This is a genomic window from Flammeovirga sp. SubArs3, from assembly GCF_947387565.1.
GTDB lineage: Bacteria > Bacteroidota > Bacteroidia > Cytophagales > Flammeovirgaceae > Flammeovirga > Flammeovirga agarivorans.
The window spans coordinates 23,989-40,294 of record NZ_CANDOA010000002.1 but is presented as its reverse complement, the minus strand read 5'-3'; the positions used below and the strand labels follow the sequence as shown (position 1 = coordinate 40,294).

The 16,306-nt window shown below is 34.3% G+C and carries 14 protein-coding genes; 4 read left to right on the top strand and 10 right to left on the bottom strand.

The features are described from left to right. Positions 1 to 292: 292 nt before the first annotated feature. Together QL232_RS04640 and QL232_RS04635 are read left to right on the top strand one after the other, a co-directional pair. Positions 293 to 532 (top strand): hypothetical protein, encoded by a 240-nt coding sequence (locus QL232_RS04640; RefSeq protein WP_281613289.1) that lies wholly within the window; start codon positions 293 to 295, stop codon positions 530 to 532. 126 nt (positions 533 to 658) lie between these two features. Further along, a complete protein-coding gene (locus QL232_RS04635; protein ID WP_168880294.1) occupies positions 659 to 2,830 on the top strand; it encodes a S9 family peptidase in 2,172 nt (723 codons plus the stop codon). 128 nt (positions 2,831 to 2,958) lie between these two features. On the opposite strand, the gene QL232_RS04630 is transcribed toward QL232_RS04635, so the two are convergent. The 5 genes from QL232_RS04630 to thrC form a co-directional block, all read right to left on the bottom strand. Beyond that, positions 2,959 to 4,365, bottom strand: a complete 1,407-nt coding sequence (locus QL232_RS04630) for a TolC family protein (RefSeq protein WP_281613288.1) — start codon at positions 4,363 to 4,365, stop codon at positions 2,959 to 2,961. A gap of 18 nt (positions 4,366 to 4,383) precedes the next feature. Beyond that, complete coding sequence (locus QL232_RS04625) at positions 4,384 to 5,505, bottom strand: HlyD family secretion protein (RefSeq protein WP_281613287.1); 1,122 nt, start codon at positions 5,503 to 5,505, stop codon at positions 4,384 to 4,386. A 55-nt stretch (positions 5,506 to 5,560) separates the two neighbouring features. After that, positions 5,561 to 5,956, bottom strand: a complete 396-nt coding sequence (locus tag QL232_RS04620) for a DUF3302 domain-containing protein (protein WP_168880291.1) — start codon at positions 5,954 to 5,956, stop codon at positions 5,561 to 5,563. Between the two features lie 445 nt (positions 5,957 to 6,401). Then, the gene (locus QL232_RS04615) at positions 6,402 to 7,394 is read right to left on the bottom strand and encodes an AraC family transcriptional regulator (RefSeq protein WP_168880290.1); all 993 of its coding nucleotides are present in this window, start codon (positions 7,392 to 7,394) and stop codon (positions 6,402 to 6,404) included. 152 nt (positions 7,395 to 7,546) lie between these two features. Next, positions 7,547 to 8,869: a threonine synthase gene (gene thrC / locus QL232_RS04610; protein WP_168880289.1), complete on the bottom strand. Its 1,323-nt coding sequence runs from the start codon at positions 8,867 to 8,869 to the stop codon at positions 7,547 to 7,549. Positions 8,870 to 9,092: 223 nt separating this feature from the next. Between thrC and QL232_RS04605 the strand changes: the two genes are divergently transcribed. Then, a complete protein-coding gene (locus tag QL232_RS04605) occupies positions 9,093 to 11,327 on the top strand; it encodes a caspase family protein (protein WP_281613286.1) in 2,235 nt (744 codons plus the stop codon). 56 nt (positions 11,328 to 11,383) lie between these two features. Here the strand turns inward: QL232_RS04605 and QL232_RS04600 are convergent, their stop codons facing one another. The 4 genes from QL232_RS04600 to QL232_RS04585 form a co-directional block, all read right to left on the bottom strand. Further along, a complete protein-coding gene (locus QL232_RS04600) occupies positions 11,384 to 11,776 on the bottom strand; it encodes a nucleoside 2-deoxyribosyltransferase (RefSeq protein WP_168880287.1) in 393 nt (130 codons plus the stop codon). Positions 11,777 to 11,844: 68 nt separating this feature from the next. Continuing rightward, the gene (locus tag QL232_RS04595; RefSeq protein WP_281613285.1) at positions 11,845 to 12,726 is read right to left on the bottom strand and encodes a hypothetical protein; all 882 of its coding nucleotides are present in this window, start codon (positions 12,724 to 12,726) and stop codon (positions 11,845 to 11,847) included. 169 nt (positions 12,727 to 12,895) lie between these two features. Continuing rightward, positions 12,896 to 14,080 carry a tryptophan synthase subunit beta gene (gene trpB / locus QL232_RS04590; RefSeq protein WP_168880285.1) on the bottom strand — a complete coding sequence of 395 codons (1,185 nt, stop codon included), beginning with the start codon at positions 14,078 to 14,080 and terminating at the stop codon, positions 12,896 to 12,898. Positions 14,081 to 14,084: 4 nt separating this feature from the next. Beyond that, positions 14,085 to 14,759 carry a phosphoribosylanthranilate isomerase gene (locus tag QL232_RS04585; protein WP_281613284.1) on the bottom strand — a complete coding sequence of 225 codons (675 nt, stop codon included), beginning with the start codon at positions 14,757 to 14,759 and terminating at the stop codon, positions 14,085 to 14,087. A 355-nt stretch (positions 14,760 to 15,114) separates the two neighbouring features. Here QL232_RS04585 and QL232_RS04580 point away from each other — a divergent pair, with 355 nt between their 5' ends. Next, entirely contained in the window at positions 15,115 to 15,519 is a 405-nt protein-coding gene (locus QL232_RS04580) for a hypothetical protein (protein ID WP_168880282.1), read from the top strand. Here the strand turns inward: QL232_RS04580 and trpC are convergent. Further along, a complete protein-coding gene (trpC, locus tag QL232_RS04575; RefSeq protein ID WP_281613283.1) occupies positions 15,503 to 16,285 on the bottom strand; it encodes an indole-3-glycerol phosphate synthase TrpC in 783 nt (260 codons plus the stop codon). The genes QL232_RS04580 and trpC overlap by 17 nt on opposite strands. Positions 16,286 to 16,306: the final 21 nt, after the last annotated feature.

The window sequence follows — 16,306 nt, the reverse complement described above, 5'->3', positions numbered from 1 at the left end:
AATTTGTAAAAAAACATTCTGTACATATTTTTGTAAATGAAGAATTAGCAAACGTGTTTCAAAAATAATTTATTCACTGAAAATAAATACCACTAACATTTTTACTCTAGATTGTTGATTCTTGACACAATAATTAAATGTGATTTTTTTACTACTTATAACTAAGTGTTATTTTAAATTAATGATGAAAAATTTAGGAAACCTATATCCGAAGAATTCTCCTCAAGCAGAACTTAACCGCAAAAAAACTACGTTACTTGATCAGGGTTGGAATGAACCGGATCAGGATTACATGGGAAGGCTAAAAAAGATGTTGCAAGACAGTCAACGTTATATTGACAAGCTTCATAAGACCGTGTATGATAAAAATCGTAAGCTTGATGATATGCAAAATCATATCTACTTCTTAGAAGACGAACTTTATCATATTCAAAATGGTGGTTTACCTCCACAGGAAGGTGAAAATTATGAACAAGAAACGTCTCAACAAACTGATCAAAATGAAGAAACACAGGAGCATTTAACCTACTAAATTACTGCTCCTAACACTAAGACTTACAGTTTATCAAAAGCTGTAAGTTTTTTTTATGCCTTCATTTTATTTTATTTGGAATTCGAAATCGAAAGTCTTTCATAGAACCAAAGCAAATTCTAAATAATGAAGAAAACGTTCAACTTATTTTGGTGTTTACTTATGCTAATTGCTGTATCTGTAAATGCACAAACAAAAAACATTACTCTTGATAATATCTGGACAGAGTATAAATTTTATCCCAACTCTGTCAGAGCTGTTCGTTGGATGCAAACAGGGCAGTACTACTCTAAACTTAAAGACAATAAAATCATCAAAAATGATGTAGCAACTGGTGAAGAAGTAGCTACTATCTTAGATGGCAACCAATTAGAAGTAAAAATTTCTGACTATTCATTCTCATCAGATGAAAGCCAGATCTTATTAATGTCTGAAAGAGAATCGATCTACAGAAGATCATTCAAAGCAGAATATTACATCTACAACTTCGAAACGAAGAAACTTCAAAAATTATCTGAAGGTGGAAAGCAGTCATACGCTACGTTATCTCCTGATGGTAAAAAAGTAGCTTTCGCGAGAGAAAACAACTTATTCGTTGTTGACTTGGCCACAATGAAAGAAACTCAATTAACAACTGACGGGAAGTTCAACCATATTATTAATGGTTCTGCTGATTGGGTATATGAAGAAGAATTCTCAATGGCGAAAGCGTTTACATGGTCTCCTGACAGTAAAAAAATTGCATACCAATCATTCAACGAAACGGAAGTTCCTGAATACAACATGCAATTATGGGGACAACTTTATCCTGTAGATTACCGCTTTAAGTACCCTAAGGCTGGTGAGAAAAACTCAGTTGTAAAAGTAACTGTTGTCAACCTAGAAAATAATAAGCATCAAAAAATGGATATCGGTCAAGAAACTGATATCTATATCCCAAGAATTCAATGGACTCAAGATGCAGGTATCTTATCAATCGTAAGAATGAATCGTCTTCAAAACAAATTGGAGATTTTACATGCTAGTGCATTAACTGGTAGTAGCGAAGTAGTTCTTTCAGAAGAAAGTAAAACTTATGTTGACTTAGACTACAACGATAATCTTACTTATTTAAAAGATGGTCAACATTTTATTTACACTTCTGAAGAGAGTGGATACAAGCACATCTATTTATATGATATTACAGGAAAGTTAGTACGACAAATCACAAAAGGTGATTGGGAAGTTACTGACTTGGTTGGTATTAAAGAAAATGGTAAGAAAACCGTTATTTATTATATCTCTAACGAGGTTGCACCATTAGATCGCGATTTCTACTCTATCGATATCGCTGGAAAAAAGAAAGTCAGACTATCAACTAAAGCTGGTCAGACTAGAGTAAATATGAGTAACGACTTCAGCTACTATATTGCTGTTCATAGTAGTTCTGCTGAAGTGTCTACTACATCATTGTATAAAACGAAAAAGAATACTCTAGTGACCGTTTTAGAAGACAATGCTAGCTTTAAAGAAACAATCAAAGAATACGGCTTTGTTAAAAAGGAGCATTTTGAATTCACTACTGAAGAAAATGTAGTACTCTATGGATACATGTTAAAGCCTGCAGACTTTGATGAGAAGAAAAAATACCCAGTATTAATGTTCCAATATAGTGGTCCAGGTTCTAACCAAGTGGCTAACTCATGGGGTGGTTCAAACTACGCTTGGCATCAAATGCTCACTCAGAAGGGATATATCGTAGCCGTTGTAGACCCTAGAGGTACAGGATCTAGAGGTAAAGACTTTAAACATGTTACTTATGGTCAACTTGGTAAATACGAAGCTATCGATCAGATCCAAACTGCTAAATGGTTAGGAAAGCAAAACTATGTAGATGCAGGTAGAATTGGTATCTGGGGATGGAGTTTTGGTGGTTACATGTCATCATTATGTTTATTTACAGGACCAGAACAATTTAAAATGGCAATCGCTGTAGCTCCTGTATCAAACTGGAGATATTATGATACTATCTATACTGAGCGTTTCCAAGGTCTTCCTCAAGATAACGCTTCAGGATATGACGACAACTCTCCAATTCATCATGTTGATGGCTTAAAAGGTAAATACTTCCTGATTCATGGTACAGGTGATGATAATGTGCATGTTCAGAATGCGATTGATTTATCGAATGCTTTAATCAAAGCGGGTAAGCAATTTAGAGAGTTCTATTACCCTAACCGTAATCACGGTATTTATGGTGGTAATACAAGACATCACTTATACACTCAGATGACTGAGTTTGTATTGAACAATTTATAATCCTTAATTAAAAGGAACAAAAATAGCCTCTTGGTGAAACAACACCTAGAGGCTATTTTTTTATAACTAAACCATGGATGAACGAGTGTAAATTATGGTTGTTTAGTTATAATAGATTATTCAAATTATTATTGTTTTTCTGCTCCTACATAATCACCACCAAGGGCCATGTATAAGCTGATTCGCTGGTTGATCTTTTCAAACCTTAAGTCTAACTGATTTGTTCCTTCATTGAGCAGTTGAAGTTGCTTTTGTAATAACGTAAACATATTCTCGTTACCCACTTTGTACTGAAGTTCTGATAACTCATAAGTACGTTTTAAATTCTTTAAAGCAACATTAGATTGTTCAAATCTTCCTTCAACAGCATTAATACCGTTCAAGTTGGTCTCAATTTCACTTAAAGCATTTAAATAAGACTTCGCGTAATATAATACCGCTTGTTTTTGTGCTTCGTTTTGAATCGCAATATTAGCTTTTATAGCTCCGCCTGTAAAAATTGGTGTTGTTAAGCTACCTCCAATGGATAATATTGGATTTGAAAGTGACCACATAGATTGTAATATCGAATTCACTCCACCAAAGCTCAAATCAAGACTTACTGACGGCCATCTAGAAGCTTCTGCTATTTTCTTATCATAGAATGCATTCTCTACAGCATATTGTGAAATCATAATTTCTGGACGATTCTCAAGCATACTTAATGGTAAACTTTCAGGCATTGTAGAATTTAAGTTTATCAACTCAGCTGCTACTTCAATTTCACCTTTAGGATATCTACCCATTAATAACTCAATAGAACGTTTTACATCTCTTTCCTTTTGATCGAGATATACTAATTGTTCTTTGAACTTTGCTTCTTGAGCGTTCATTTGAAGAACATCAGATTCTTTAGCAACACCAATTTGTACTCTGGCTTCATTGAGTGTAGCCATTTCATTAGTTGCTTCGATTGCCTGATTTAATAGTTCCTTTTGCTCTTTAATGAAAACCGCAGTATAATATGCTCTTGCAATTGAAGCAGAAAGCACTTGACGAAGTTTCTTATCAGCATATTCAGCTGAGTAAATCATATTCTGCGCTTTCTCATTGCCATACCTTAACTTTCCCCAAAGGTCCATTTCCCAAGACGCATTTAGCATACCATAACTTGGAGCCGCTGTGTTCGTCACTGGTGCATATCCTCCAGAAGCCCCAATTCCTACTTGAGGTTTCATTCTGGATTTCGATAATTTTAACCCTTGGTTAGCTTGTTCGATTCGAGAAGCAGCTACCTGAATATCTGCATTGTATAAACAAGCCTCAGCGATTAATGCATCAATAGCATCTGTTTCCCATTCTTTGACCCAAGAAAGATCAATTGCTGCGGAGTCCATTTCTTGCATCGCCCATTCATTAGGGATCTGCATATTATCCAAAGCTGTATTATCTTCTTTCATCTCCGCCGAAGTCGGAGCATCTTTGAGTTTGACACATCCACTAAAAGCAATCGCAGCAGTTAGTGTAAGGCCAATTTTATAAAATACCTTTTTCATTTCTACAACCCTTAAATTTTAGTGAGCTTTTAAGATTAAGTAATTGAATTTCGCTGATAAACGAATCATTACTTTACGAATGATGTAGAATGGTTCTGTGGTTGATGTATAAACGGCAACTGATCCATTTGCACCCATAGGAATATTGTAATCTTCTTCTGTTGAGAATTTTACTAAATACTTTCCTTGCTTTTGAATACCTTGATCAGCTGTTGGTAGCTTACCTGTTGGTAATAATTGACCTCTACTTGATGCCCAAACGATAGATTCAATTTTACCTGGAATAATTTCACCAGGACGAGTAGCAAATGTTAGGTCTACTTCATTTCCTTCTGCCATTTTATGCAACTCATTTTGATCAAATGAGGCAATAATATTTTGACGACCTTCTACTAAAGTCATTAAGTCTGTTAAAGGTAAAGCCATAGCACCTGGACGTAACTGTAAGTTAACTACAGTACCATCGATAGAAGCTTTAATTACAGTTTGGTCTAAATCCCATTCTGCTTTTTCTAATTTAGCTACCAACTCTGCAACAGAAACTTGCTCTCCATTGTACTCTGCTTTGATTGTTGCTAATATAGATGCCTCTTGAGCTCTCAATTGCATTAATTGAGCCTCTAACTGCTTTACATTGTTTTGGGCCTGTTCTAAATCGAAACGGTTACCTGCATTCGCATCAACCAATTCTTGGAACTGTTGCTCACGTTTTCTTTGTAATTCCAACTGTGCTTCAACAGCTTTTCTATTGGCTCTTACAGCATCTACATTCTTATATTGAACGCTAACCGCTGCTTTTGCTTTCTCGATAGAAGCTTTCAATCCTTCAATCTGAGAGATAAATGGAGCTTGTTCTATAACGAATAGTGTATCTCCTTTATTTACTCTAGAGTTTTCCTGTACAAGAACATCTTGTACTCTACCTCTAACATTAGATTTTACTTGAACCGTTTTATTATATACTCGAACGTCATCTGACGAAGGCATATATACGTTCATAGCTAATACTAAAGCTGAGATTCCAACCACTGGAATAATAAATACAATAATTTTAGATGTAGTATTCCAAGCTAATAGTTTGAATTTGATAAATACTAACCAAACAATTAGGCAATAAACAATTAATATTAAATCTACCATGAGTAATTTTCTTTATCTATTTGTAGTGATTTTTGATAGCAATTGATGTTTTTAATTAAGCTACTTCTGATTCTTTCTCTTCTGAACTTTCATCGTCAGATTCTTCACCAAAAGCTTGCTTTTCAGTCACATGTAAATGAACTGGGTTAGAGTATGACCAAATCAAAGCGACAGGCCAAAGCATACCACCCATAATTAATGATAATAAACACATCATGTGAATAGAATCTGCTTGAGGGTGATTTCTCTTTTTAGCAATTACTTCTGGAATTACATGAATTTTCCAGAATGCCCAAGCTCCAACTACTGGAACTACACAAATAACAACCCAAGACATGATATCCGCCGCAGTATTCACTTTCTCTGGGCTAATCATAGCAGATGCATTTGTTGGTAAAGTCATCAACACATACATCATGAAGATAAAGGATAAGGAAATTCTTCTTTTCATTTTCAAAGTACTGTTTAAATCTTTAGATCAAATCGATAGTAACAAAGTAGTATGATTGTAAAATCAATCATTTGGTAGTTATCTGTGAGTTAAAGATTCGTACAAGGAAAACTTTTTGATTACCCACAAACTACTTCTATCAAATACAAAGCAAGTATCTGATTAAGAGCTTTGTAATTATTGATACGTCAAATATAGTTTATAGTTAACCAAAATAATTATTCAAAAATACATAAAATATTATGCGATCGTTCACTTGAATATTATTCACAGTCACTTAAGTTTATTATTGATTTAAGTCACCGAAACGACTGAATTTCAAGGTTAAAACGGTAATGATTGTCACTAAACTAAAAAAATAGAGCATTTCATTACCATACATCAATTTTAATATTTAAAATTTTCTTTGTTACAACAACGAACAGATAGTAGAAACAGATAAAAATTACGAGTTTATATTGCGATCGTCTCCTTTTCTATATTGATTCGGAGTTAAACCAACCTCTTTTTTGAACAAATTCGTGAAATGTGGTACTGAGGTATAGCCCACTTTATTTGCAACTTCAGATACATTTAGGTCAGTAGTAAGTAATAATGATTTTGCTTTAGATAGTCGAAGTTGTTTGATATAATCATACACTGAATAATTGAAATAGCTCTTAAACATATTATGAAGTTTCGTTTTTGAGTAGCCTATTTTTTTACACAGCTGATCTATAGTTATATCTGAGTCTAAGTTCAGTTTGATATAGGATTCTAAGTTGTCTAATTCGTATTGCGTATCAGAATCAAATAAGAATTTATTTTTCTTATCGTCATGAATTCTCATCATCACTTCAGCAACAATCATGAGAACGACACCTTTATATACTGGGCTTCTTAATTCCTCAGAATATGACCTAGACATTAACTGTTCTAAGGTAAATTCAAAGGCATAACCATACTTCATCTTTTTGAGAAATACTCTATCGGTCTCCAAACCCACATCTATATTGGGGTACTTATTAAAGAAATCAGTAAAGTTTTTATTTAGCCATTCATACGACATTAAAATAGAGATAAAGGTAGAATGTCGATTAATAGGAAAACGAGCTACAATCGTAGAATTACCCGAGTAGATTAAAATGTGTTTTTCATCAGATACAGTGTTGTCTGGATATTCGGTAATGATGGTCCCATCAGGGTAACCTTGAAAAGTAAAATCAAGGATCATATCCTGCTTTTCTGATGCTCCTAATTCTTTGAAGTATAGTTCTTTTTTTAAGGTAAAGTCAGAGTATCGTACAAAAAGGCCTTTTTCAATCTCAATAACTTCGAAAGTACCATTGACCAAATCATTGTCAACAACAATTTTTTTCGAGTCCTCTTCCAATGGAACTTCTAAAAATTCAGCAATTTCTTCAATCCAAGTTTTTCTGTTTTTGATTTCAATCAGCATGCGGTTGTATTAATAGTATTAGGCGTTGTTGAATAAACAAGTTAATCAATTCGATTTATTTTCTTTCATAGATATCATATAAAACAAAAACTCCTTCTCTAGTAAAACCAGAAAAGGAGTTGAAAAAATAGATGTGAGTAAATGTATAATATCTATACTGTAGCTTCTACTTCTGCTAATAGATACTTCTTAAATTGTTTGAAGTCAGCAGGTAAAAGTGTAGCCTTTTTTGGTCTATCAATAATTTCTTGAAGACGTGTAGGGATCTCTAATTTTTGATTAATTACAGGCTCTACTACTTCAACAAATTTCACAGGGTGAGCCGTAGCTAAGAATACACCTGCAGTTTTCTTACCAAGATCTTCCTTATCAAAGTAATCTTTAACTGCTTGGTAACCGATAGCTGAGTGTGGACATAATACATATCCTGACTCATCATAAACTTCTTTCATCGTCTGACGAGTTTCTTCATCAGTGAAATAAGTTCCTGTTACTTTTTTCTTTAGTTTCTCGAAAGAATTATCATTCAATTCTAATAAACGAGGGAAGTTTGATGGGTTACCTACATCCATCGCATTAGAAATTGTAGATAAAGATGGACGTGGTTGGAATACCTCAGTTTTAAGGTATACAGGAACTACTTTGTTCGCATTAGTTGCTGCGATAAAGTTTTCCACTTTCAAGCCCATTTTATTTGCTATAATACCACCACATAAGTTACCGAAGTTACCCGATGGCGTACAGAATACTACTTTTTTATACCCTTCTCTCTTTAATTGTGCAAATGCATTGAAATAATAGAAAGATTGAGGGATTAGACGGCTAATGTTGATTGAGTTGGCAGAAGTAAGATTCAACGCATCACTTAATTCTTCATCAAGGAATGCTTCTTTCACTAATTTCTGGCAATCATCAAAAGTACCTTCAATTTCAACAGCTTTAATATTACCACCGTTAGTCGTAAGTTGTTGCTCTTGAATTGGGCTTACTTTTCCTTTAGGATAAAGGATAGTTACTTGAATGCCTTCTACACCAAAGAAACCTTGTGCTACAGCACTACCAGTATCTCCAGATGTTGCTACTAGAATATGTAACCTTTCCCCTTTCTCTAAGAAGTAAGACATTAGACGGGCCATAAAACGCGCTCCAAAATCTTTGAAGGCCAAAGTTGGGCCATGGAACAATTCTAATGAATAAATCTGATCCACTACCTTTACGATTGGAGCATCAAAATTAACTGCTTCATCAACAATCTTTCTGATTTCCTCTGAAGGTACATCTTCGCTTAAAAGAGCATTAGCTACTTCAAAAGCGATATCTTGGAATGATAACGTCTCAATATTATCAAAAAACTCCTGAGGTAACTTTGCAATTGTCTCAGGCATATATAGGCCATTATCTTCAGGCAGTCCTTTAAAGAGAGCCTTCTTTAAGCTCGCCTCTTCGGCTTGTCGTTTAGTACTATAGTAGATCATCTTACTTCTCTTTTCGCACTCCTACAAAATTAGATTCTCAACAAGTATAACTATACATTTATTGAAAATATGTCAAGCAAATATAGTAATTTTATAAAAAATCTCAATATACATAGTGATTTAATAATCAATTTGTAATGATTTTCACATGGACTGTGTTATATTTTTTTATATTTTTACTGTATCAAACAATTTCTAACACTATTGTTGTATTCCTATTCAGATGAAAAAAACATTCCCAATACTCATCTTTATCCTATTATTGTCTTCTTTCCAGACGGCTCATGCAAAAAAAATTGCATTGGTAATTGGTATAGATAAATATGTTCCTGACACACCAACCAATACTACTCTTACTTGGCGTAACTTAAATGGTGCTGTTAGAGATGCTAATGCTATGGCCAATGTGCTGCAATGTAAATATCAATTTGATGAAATTAAGTTGTTAGATACTCCTGAAGAAACTACTACTGAGGGATTAAAATCAGCCTTCCAATGGTTAGGTAAAAGTGCAAAAGCTGGAGATATCGTGTTTATATATTATGCAGGACATGGTTCTCAAGTTGCCAATAGTAAACACTTCGAAGCTGACAAAACTCAAGAATGTATTGTTCCTTCTGATGCTTATAAAGGAGAGCAAAGTTATATTCTAGATACAGAATTGAACCAATACCTATTAGCGGTTACAAATAAGAATGCAAAACTAACGGCTATTTTTGATAGCTGTCATAGTGGTTCGGTCTCTAGAAATGCAGTTACTGCAGCAACACCCGTAACAAGAAGCTTAAATCACAAGTTTCCAGATATTAAGATGGAAGTTCCAAGAACTACTCCTCCATCAACAAAAGGGGCATTAATTATTTCAGCAGCTCAAAATAATGAAACGGCTTCTGAAACAGTAAATGAAGAAGGCCTTCCACAAGGTGCATTCACAGATGCTTTCCTAAAAGCAATTAATGCATCACCTGCTCAAGAAGATGTAGCGACTCTAGAAAAAAGAATTCGTTCACTTTTAAGATATGATGGTAAGGTACAAACACCTACTTTCGAAGGGCAAGAAGACCGTATGGCTTCTTCATTGTTTGGAGAAGAAGTAGCTACTTCTGAAAACCCTTTACTTTTCGTTGAGAAAATCAATAAATCAAACGGTGAGATTAAAATGCTTGGTGGAGCCGCATTGAAAATCACAAAAGGTACTATCCTTAAAAACAGTAAAGGAATTGAGTTAGAAGTATCTCTATTAGACGGTATGACTAACTCCTATGCAAAAGTAAAAACAGGTAACCTTGCTGATGTGAAAGAAGGTGATGCTTTTGAAGTAAGCGTATGGGCTCATAAAAGTGCTCCGAACTTGGTCGTGTACAGTGCTAAAAGTGACTTAAATGATAGTCAAATAACAAAGTTAGGTCAAGACTTGATGTCTCTATCTTCTTCGTATCAATTAATTAAACCATGGGAGATCGGTACACATACTTTAGCATTTAATGATGTCACTTCTACGTGGGTTTTATCCAACACTTGTGGTCAACAAGAAGACTTAGGAAAATCAATCTCTTCTTCTTCAGTTAAAAAAGGGGTTGATAAACTTAAATGTGAAGGAAGTGTAAAGTTATTGATCAACTTACCGTTATCATCTGAAAAATATAATGCCCTTTCTGCTTCATTAAAAGAATCTGCCACAAAGTTAAGTACTTCACCTCTAGATGCAACATATGTTCTGTCTGGTTTTGAAAGCGAAGGAAAACTGAAATATGCATGGGTACTTCAGTCCGGACATACACAGTCCAGCGAAACGAAAACTCTACCTTATTATGCAGACCCAATGACTGTATCATCACAACGTTTTGTATTCGAATTACAAAGTCAAGCTCAAAAAATTGGAGCAGCAAAGAGATGGATGACATTAAACTCTCCTTCAAACATGGCTTTCCCTTACGAACTTTGTCTAATCAATCTTGATAAAAATGAAGTAGTATCAGAAGGTAAAATCTTTGAAGGTCAAAATATGAGATTAGCATTCAAAAAGAATGAAACATTGTATGCTAACTGGAAAAAGAAAAATATGTTCCTATACGTATTTATTATAGACGATGCCGGTGGAATGCAATTAGTATTACCGTATAATTTCTCAGATAATAAGTCTGATAATATATTAGAAGGTTACGCAAAAGATGTTGTCCCTGTCAACTTAGAAGGACAGTATATCGATTTTACTATCGAAGGTACAGGATCTGATAAAATGTTCTTATTAGCCTCTGAGGAGGCCATTCCTAATGCAGAGCAACTCTTTAATGTTGATGGTGTAAGAGCCGCTTCAAGAGGTGGTGGAGACAGTCCATTAACTAGTTTACTTGGCAGTATCAACTCAAACACAAGAGGTTTATCTATGAAACAGCGAAGAGTAGAAACCGTTTGGAGCATCAGTTCTAAGACATTCGAATCTTGCCAAGCAGAATAGAATCATCTCAATAAAAAAATAAATCCCCTCTATCGTATGGTAGAGGGGATTTATTTTTATTGAAAAATCTGATCGATTAATACTTTAATCTCATCCAAACTTTCGTAGTGATATGTTTTGATTTCCGGACATCCAGATACCATCGCAGAAGTTTGAGGAGTTCTATGAAAACAGTAGGTTGGCTTTTTCATTTCAACACCTCTACCTAATTCATACCCAACTCCTAAAGACGGAACTGTTACTTCAGCAATAATGATATCAGATTCAATCAACCAATTCAGGTCCTGATCATGGATTTGTCGATCTGTGATTTCATTTTCTTGCAAATCCATTTGTCCTATATGCTCAGTTAATACCTCTCCATATTGTTTTATATGTTCGATGATATCTGCATATAACTTTGCATCATCTCTACCTCCTCTGATTGATCCAGAAAAATATATCTTCATCGTTTCATTCTTTTTATTGTTACGGCTAAAGCTACATAAATTCCTTTTCAAGTCAGTATCAATAATTGTTATTTAGTTGAAGATACCTCTCCTGTATTATTCAAATTATAATTGATTGCATTCATCAAGAAGAAAGCCCAATTATCTTCTGAGTACTTATTAACAGAAGCTTTATTCCCTTCTTTCAATCTTTCAATAACAGAGGCATCTGTAAATATAGTTTCAGGGTATGTTCCCATAGATTTTTTGTATTCCTTCTCAGAAATATGTGCCACTTCACCAGTCGTATTATTCTTGATATAATAGGCATTAGGAACAAACTCCATTACTGCACCTTTGAATTTATAACCTGGTTCATTGATAGCCAAATTTACTTTCGCTTGAGTATTCTTTCCTTTTGGATCATAAAATACAGTGACATCATTTTTTTTTGATTGCTCATAGTTGATTGCCTGTAGCAATACTGCTTTCTGTTTTTTCCCTTTTGAAATCATTACTTTTTCAAAATAAGAAACTTGATTTTTTGTAACTGTTATTTGTGATAAGTCTTTATCTCCAATATATGATATAGACTCATGTTGATTAACAACTGTATTTAGATTGACATCTTTTGATGTAGCAATCACTATAGATTTAATCTCTTCTAGTTTTAATTTTACTTTCTCTCCTGTCTGTTGATCTTTGACATGGATTTGAGTAACAATATTATCTAGACTTCCTGCTACAAATTTGATATTTCCTGTTACATAGGTACCATCTTCCTTAAGTACAGAAACTGGCGATGTCAATTGAATATCGTCTGTGTTATTGGTAAACATTGGCATGTCTACAGGAGTGAATGGGTAAGTAGGGTTCTTTTTAGATAAGTCAATCTCAACAGGTATCAGTTGAGCAAATGAGGTTGAAGATAAAAGAACAAACAGAAGTTGAATAATAAGTAATTGTCTCATTGTAATCTTGTTTTAGTATTTATTATTTGAGTTAGTTGATAAAACGGCAATCACAATGTTTAGTATTACTTAATTAATTTCTTCTTCTTCCTTTTTAAGACCAAAAAAAATCACAGGCTAACCTAATTAACCTGTGATCTTTAAAAGTGACCTTTCGTTTAATGAGTGATTAATAGTTCCCCCATTTAATGTACGTCTCAAGGTCTTTATCACCTCTACCTGATAAGTTTACAACTACAACATCATCAGATTTAAAGTTCATTTTACCTAAAGCTGCAAAGGCATGAGCTGATTCAACCGCTGGAATAATACCTTCCAACCTTGATAATTCAACACCTGCATTCATGGCTTCATCATCAGTAACATATTTGAATTCTGCTCTTCCTGAATCAAATAAATGAGCATGGATTGGTCCAATACCAGGGTAATCAAGACCAGCAGAAATTGAGTAAGGTTCTACCACTTGCCCATCTTCTGTTTGCATCAAAATCGTTTTAGATCCATGAAGTACACCTGGAGTACCCAGGGCAGTTGTTGCAGCTGATTCCCCAGACTCAACTCCATGTCCGGCAGCTTCTACTGCTACCAAGTTGACATCTTTCTCATCTAAGTAATGGAAAAATGCACCTGCTGCATTAGAGCCACCTCCTACACATGCAATAACATGATCAGGGTTTTCTTTCCCTTCTTTTTCTTTTAACTGCCATTTGATTTCTTCTGAAATCACTGACTGGAATTTTGCAACCATATCTGGGTATGGGTGAGGTCCTACTACTGAACCAATAATATAGTGTGTATCATTTGGGTTATTAATCCAATGACGCATTGCCTCATTTGTTGCATCCTTTAATGTCTTAGAACCACTAGTTGCTGGAATTACTGTAGCTCCTAATAAACGCATACGCTCTACATTCGGACGTTGACGAGCAATGTCAATTTCTCCCATGTAAACGATACACTCCATATTCATTAAAGCACAAACAGTAGCTGTAGCCACACCATGTTGGCCTGCACCTGTCTCTGCAATAATTTTCTTCTTATTTAACCTTCTTGCTAAAAGAATTTGCCCAATAGTATTGTTTACTTTATGTGCACCAGTATGATTTAAATCTTCTCTTTTAAGGTAGATTTTAGCACCATACTTTTCAGATAATTTCTTTGCAAAATAAAGAGGTGTAGGTCTACCTACATAGTCTTTCAATAATCCATCAAACTCCTCTTTGAATTTTGGGTCAGCGATCATCGCTTCATAATTATCCTTTAATTCTTTTACATTTGGATAAAGCATCTCAGGAATATATGCTCCTCCAAACTGACCGTAATAGCCATTCTGATCTGGTTGCTGATATGTCATCTGTCTATTTTTTATTATTGATGGATTTCACCCATTCTGCTAAAGATTTTAATTGCTCTATATCTTTAAAAGCCGGTGATGTCTCAAATTTACTATTTACATCAATTCCTTTGCAAGGTAAATGATCTAACTTTCTGATATTCTTTATATTTTCTAAAGAAAGACCCCCACTCAAAAGAAAAGGTTTTGTTGAACTATATTGTTCTAGAACTCCCCAATCAAATGTCTCCCCAGTTCCGCCATGTTGAGGTGATTTTGTATCAAACAAGAAGTAATCTACATATGCTTCATAAGGCTTTAGGGCTTCAAAATTAAACTCATCTTTAATTCCAAAGACTTTAAAAACTTCAAACCCTTTTGTTTTTAAGGATTCACAAAGACTTGGAGGTTCAGTTCCATGAAGCTGAATTACATCAAAATGATACTTCTTTGCATAGGCTAAAATGGTTGACTCATCTTCATTTACAAACACTCCTACTCTCTTCGTTTTTACAGTATCAGGCCATTTTTCTTCAAGAAAAGAAACGTCCTGTTTTTCAATAAACCTCGAAGATGGAGGGTAGATAATAAACCCCATATAGTCAGGAGCTAATGTTAAGACATCATAAATATTTTTCTGATCTCTCATACCACAAACCTTCCAACTGACGGTTTCTATATTTTGTTTGTTCTTATTCATGAACTGAAATTTAACTCAATCTATCACAACACTATGCACTTACACAAGCAAATGCTAATCGATTTCTGTTTATTTCCAATGATCTTAATGACTCAGGCTACTGATTACAAAGCAGATAAAATTCTAAAATCTATAATTCTTCACTATCTGACAAAAGTATGAAGAATGTTTCCCTAATTACCCTGCCACCATCACTCCTTCTATTGATATTTCTATTGTAGGAGACCTTCAACTAGAAGCAATTGAGCCTAGTCTCATAATGATAAAAGAGAACTGTATCTATAATCGAAAACCAAATACACTTACTCCTATGAAATAATTTCTGAAAGATGTAGGCAACTATTATCTTTGATATATGAGAATTGCGGCATACATATTTCTTTTATCCTTTTTCCTCTCTAGCTGTAACCGACAGTTTTATGATAGAGAACGCTCTTTAGATTATAGTGCAGATAATGCTTTTATCAATCAAAAGAAACATACACTATGCTTAAGAGGTAACGCCTATTTTAATGATCCTGAAATTGAAATAAAAGCAGATTCTCTGGACATCCACCACCGAACAGGTGTTGTTGTAGTCTACGCTACAGAAGATGGACCGTCTGAAATTTATGTCAAAGGTAGCATCAAAGTATTAGGTCAATATTCTATGCCTGGCTCTAAAGATAACTTTTACAGAAACTTCGATTACTTACCACAAGTAAAACGAATTCGTTTTCATAAGAGTAAGATGCAATTAAAGGCTAAAGCTGACCAATAAAATCTATTGCTGCTTTTGCAGGGTCTTCTGTCTTCATAAAGTTTTCTCCAATCAGGAATCCTTTATAACCGTATTTTCTTAGCTCTTTAATATTTTCAATATTGCTAATTCCGCTTTCAGACACCTTAATAAATTCATTAGGAATTTTATCTGCCAATTGCTTAGAATTTTCAATACTTACTTCAAAAGTTTTCAAGTTCCTGTTATTTACTCCAACAAGATCCATACAAGGATCAATATGAGCATTTAACTCTTCTTCGTTGTGAACTTCTAATAATACTTGCATTCCTAGGTTTCTAGCAACAGAAGCATAAGTTTTCGACTCTTCAGGAGTCAAACAAGAAGCTATCAATAAAATAAAATCAGCACCAATTGATTTAGCTTCGATGATTTGATATTCATCTACAATAAAGTCTTTTCTGATAATAGGCACTGGAGATACAGACCTAGCCGCTAATAAATCATCTACTGTTCCTCCAAAAAACTCTCTATCTGTTAGCACCGACATTGCCGAGGCACCCGCTTTATAATACCCTTCTGCAACATCCGTTACCAAGGCTTTACCGTTGATCAATCCTTTTGAAGGAGACTGTCTTTTAAATTCAGCGATAATACCTGATTTAGTTGGACTTCCTATCCAAGATTTAGCAGAAACCGGTTCTTTATCAAATAATGGTCTTTCCTGTAAATCTGAAATACTTAAAATCTCTTTTCTTGCTGCTACTTCAATTTTTTTATGTGCAACAATTTTATCTAAAATCGTCATGGTGAACTTACTCTAATAAAT

Bases quoted from the DNA above. Each gene is read 5' to 3' on its own strand.
- QL232_RS04640 (WP_281613289.1), top strand. From the start codon at position 293: ATGGGAAGGCTAAAAAAGATGTTGCAAGACAGTCAACGTTATATTGAC.
- QL232_RS04635 (WP_168880294.1), top strand. From the start codon at position 659: ATGAAGAAAACGTTCAACTTATTTTGGTGTTTACTTATGCTAATTGCT.
- QL232_RS04630 (WP_281613288.1), bottom strand. From the start codon at position 4,365: ATGAAAAAGGTATTTTATAAAATTGGCCTTACACTAACTGCTGCGATT.
- QL232_RS04625 (WP_281613287.1), bottom strand. From the start codon at position 5,505: ATGGTAGATTTAATATTAATTGTTTATTGCCTAATTGTTTGGTTAGTA.
- QL232_RS04620 (WP_168880291.1), bottom strand. From the start codon at position 5,956: ATGAAAAGAAGAATTTCCTTATCCTTTATCTTCATGATGTATGTGTTG.
- QL232_RS04615 (WP_168880290.1), bottom strand. From the start codon at position 7,394: ATGCTGATTGAAATCAAAAACAGAAAAACTTGGATTGAAGAAATTGCT.
- thrC (WP_168880289.1), bottom strand. From the start codon at position 8,869: ATGATCTACTATAGTACTAAACGACAAGCCGAAGAGGCGAGCTTAAAG.
- QL232_RS04605 (WP_281613286.1), top strand. From the start codon at position 9,093: ATGAAAAAAACATTCCCAATACTCATCTTTATCCTATTATTGTCTTCT.
- QL232_RS04600 (WP_168880287.1), bottom strand. From the start codon at position 11,776: ATGAAGATATATTTTTCTGGATCAATCAGAGGAGGTAGAGATGATGCA.
- QL232_RS04595 (WP_281613285.1), bottom strand. From the start codon at position 12,726: ATGAGACAATTACTTATTATTCAACTTCTGTTTGTTCTTTTATCTTCA.
- trpB (WP_168880285.1), bottom strand. From the start codon at position 14,080: ATGACATATCAGCAACCAGATCAGAATGGCTATTACGGTCAGTTTGGA.
- QL232_RS04585 (WP_281613284.1), bottom strand. From the start codon at position 14,759: ATGAATAAGAACAAACAAAATATAGAAACCGTCAGTTGGAAGGTTTGT.
- QL232_RS04580 (WP_168880282.1), top strand. From the start codon at position 15,115: ATGAGAATTGCGGCATACATATTTCTTTTATCCTTTTTCCTCTCTAGC.
- trpC (WP_281613283.1), bottom strand. From the start codon at position 16,285: ATGACGATTTTAGATAAAATTGTTGCACATAAAAAAATTGAAGTAGCA.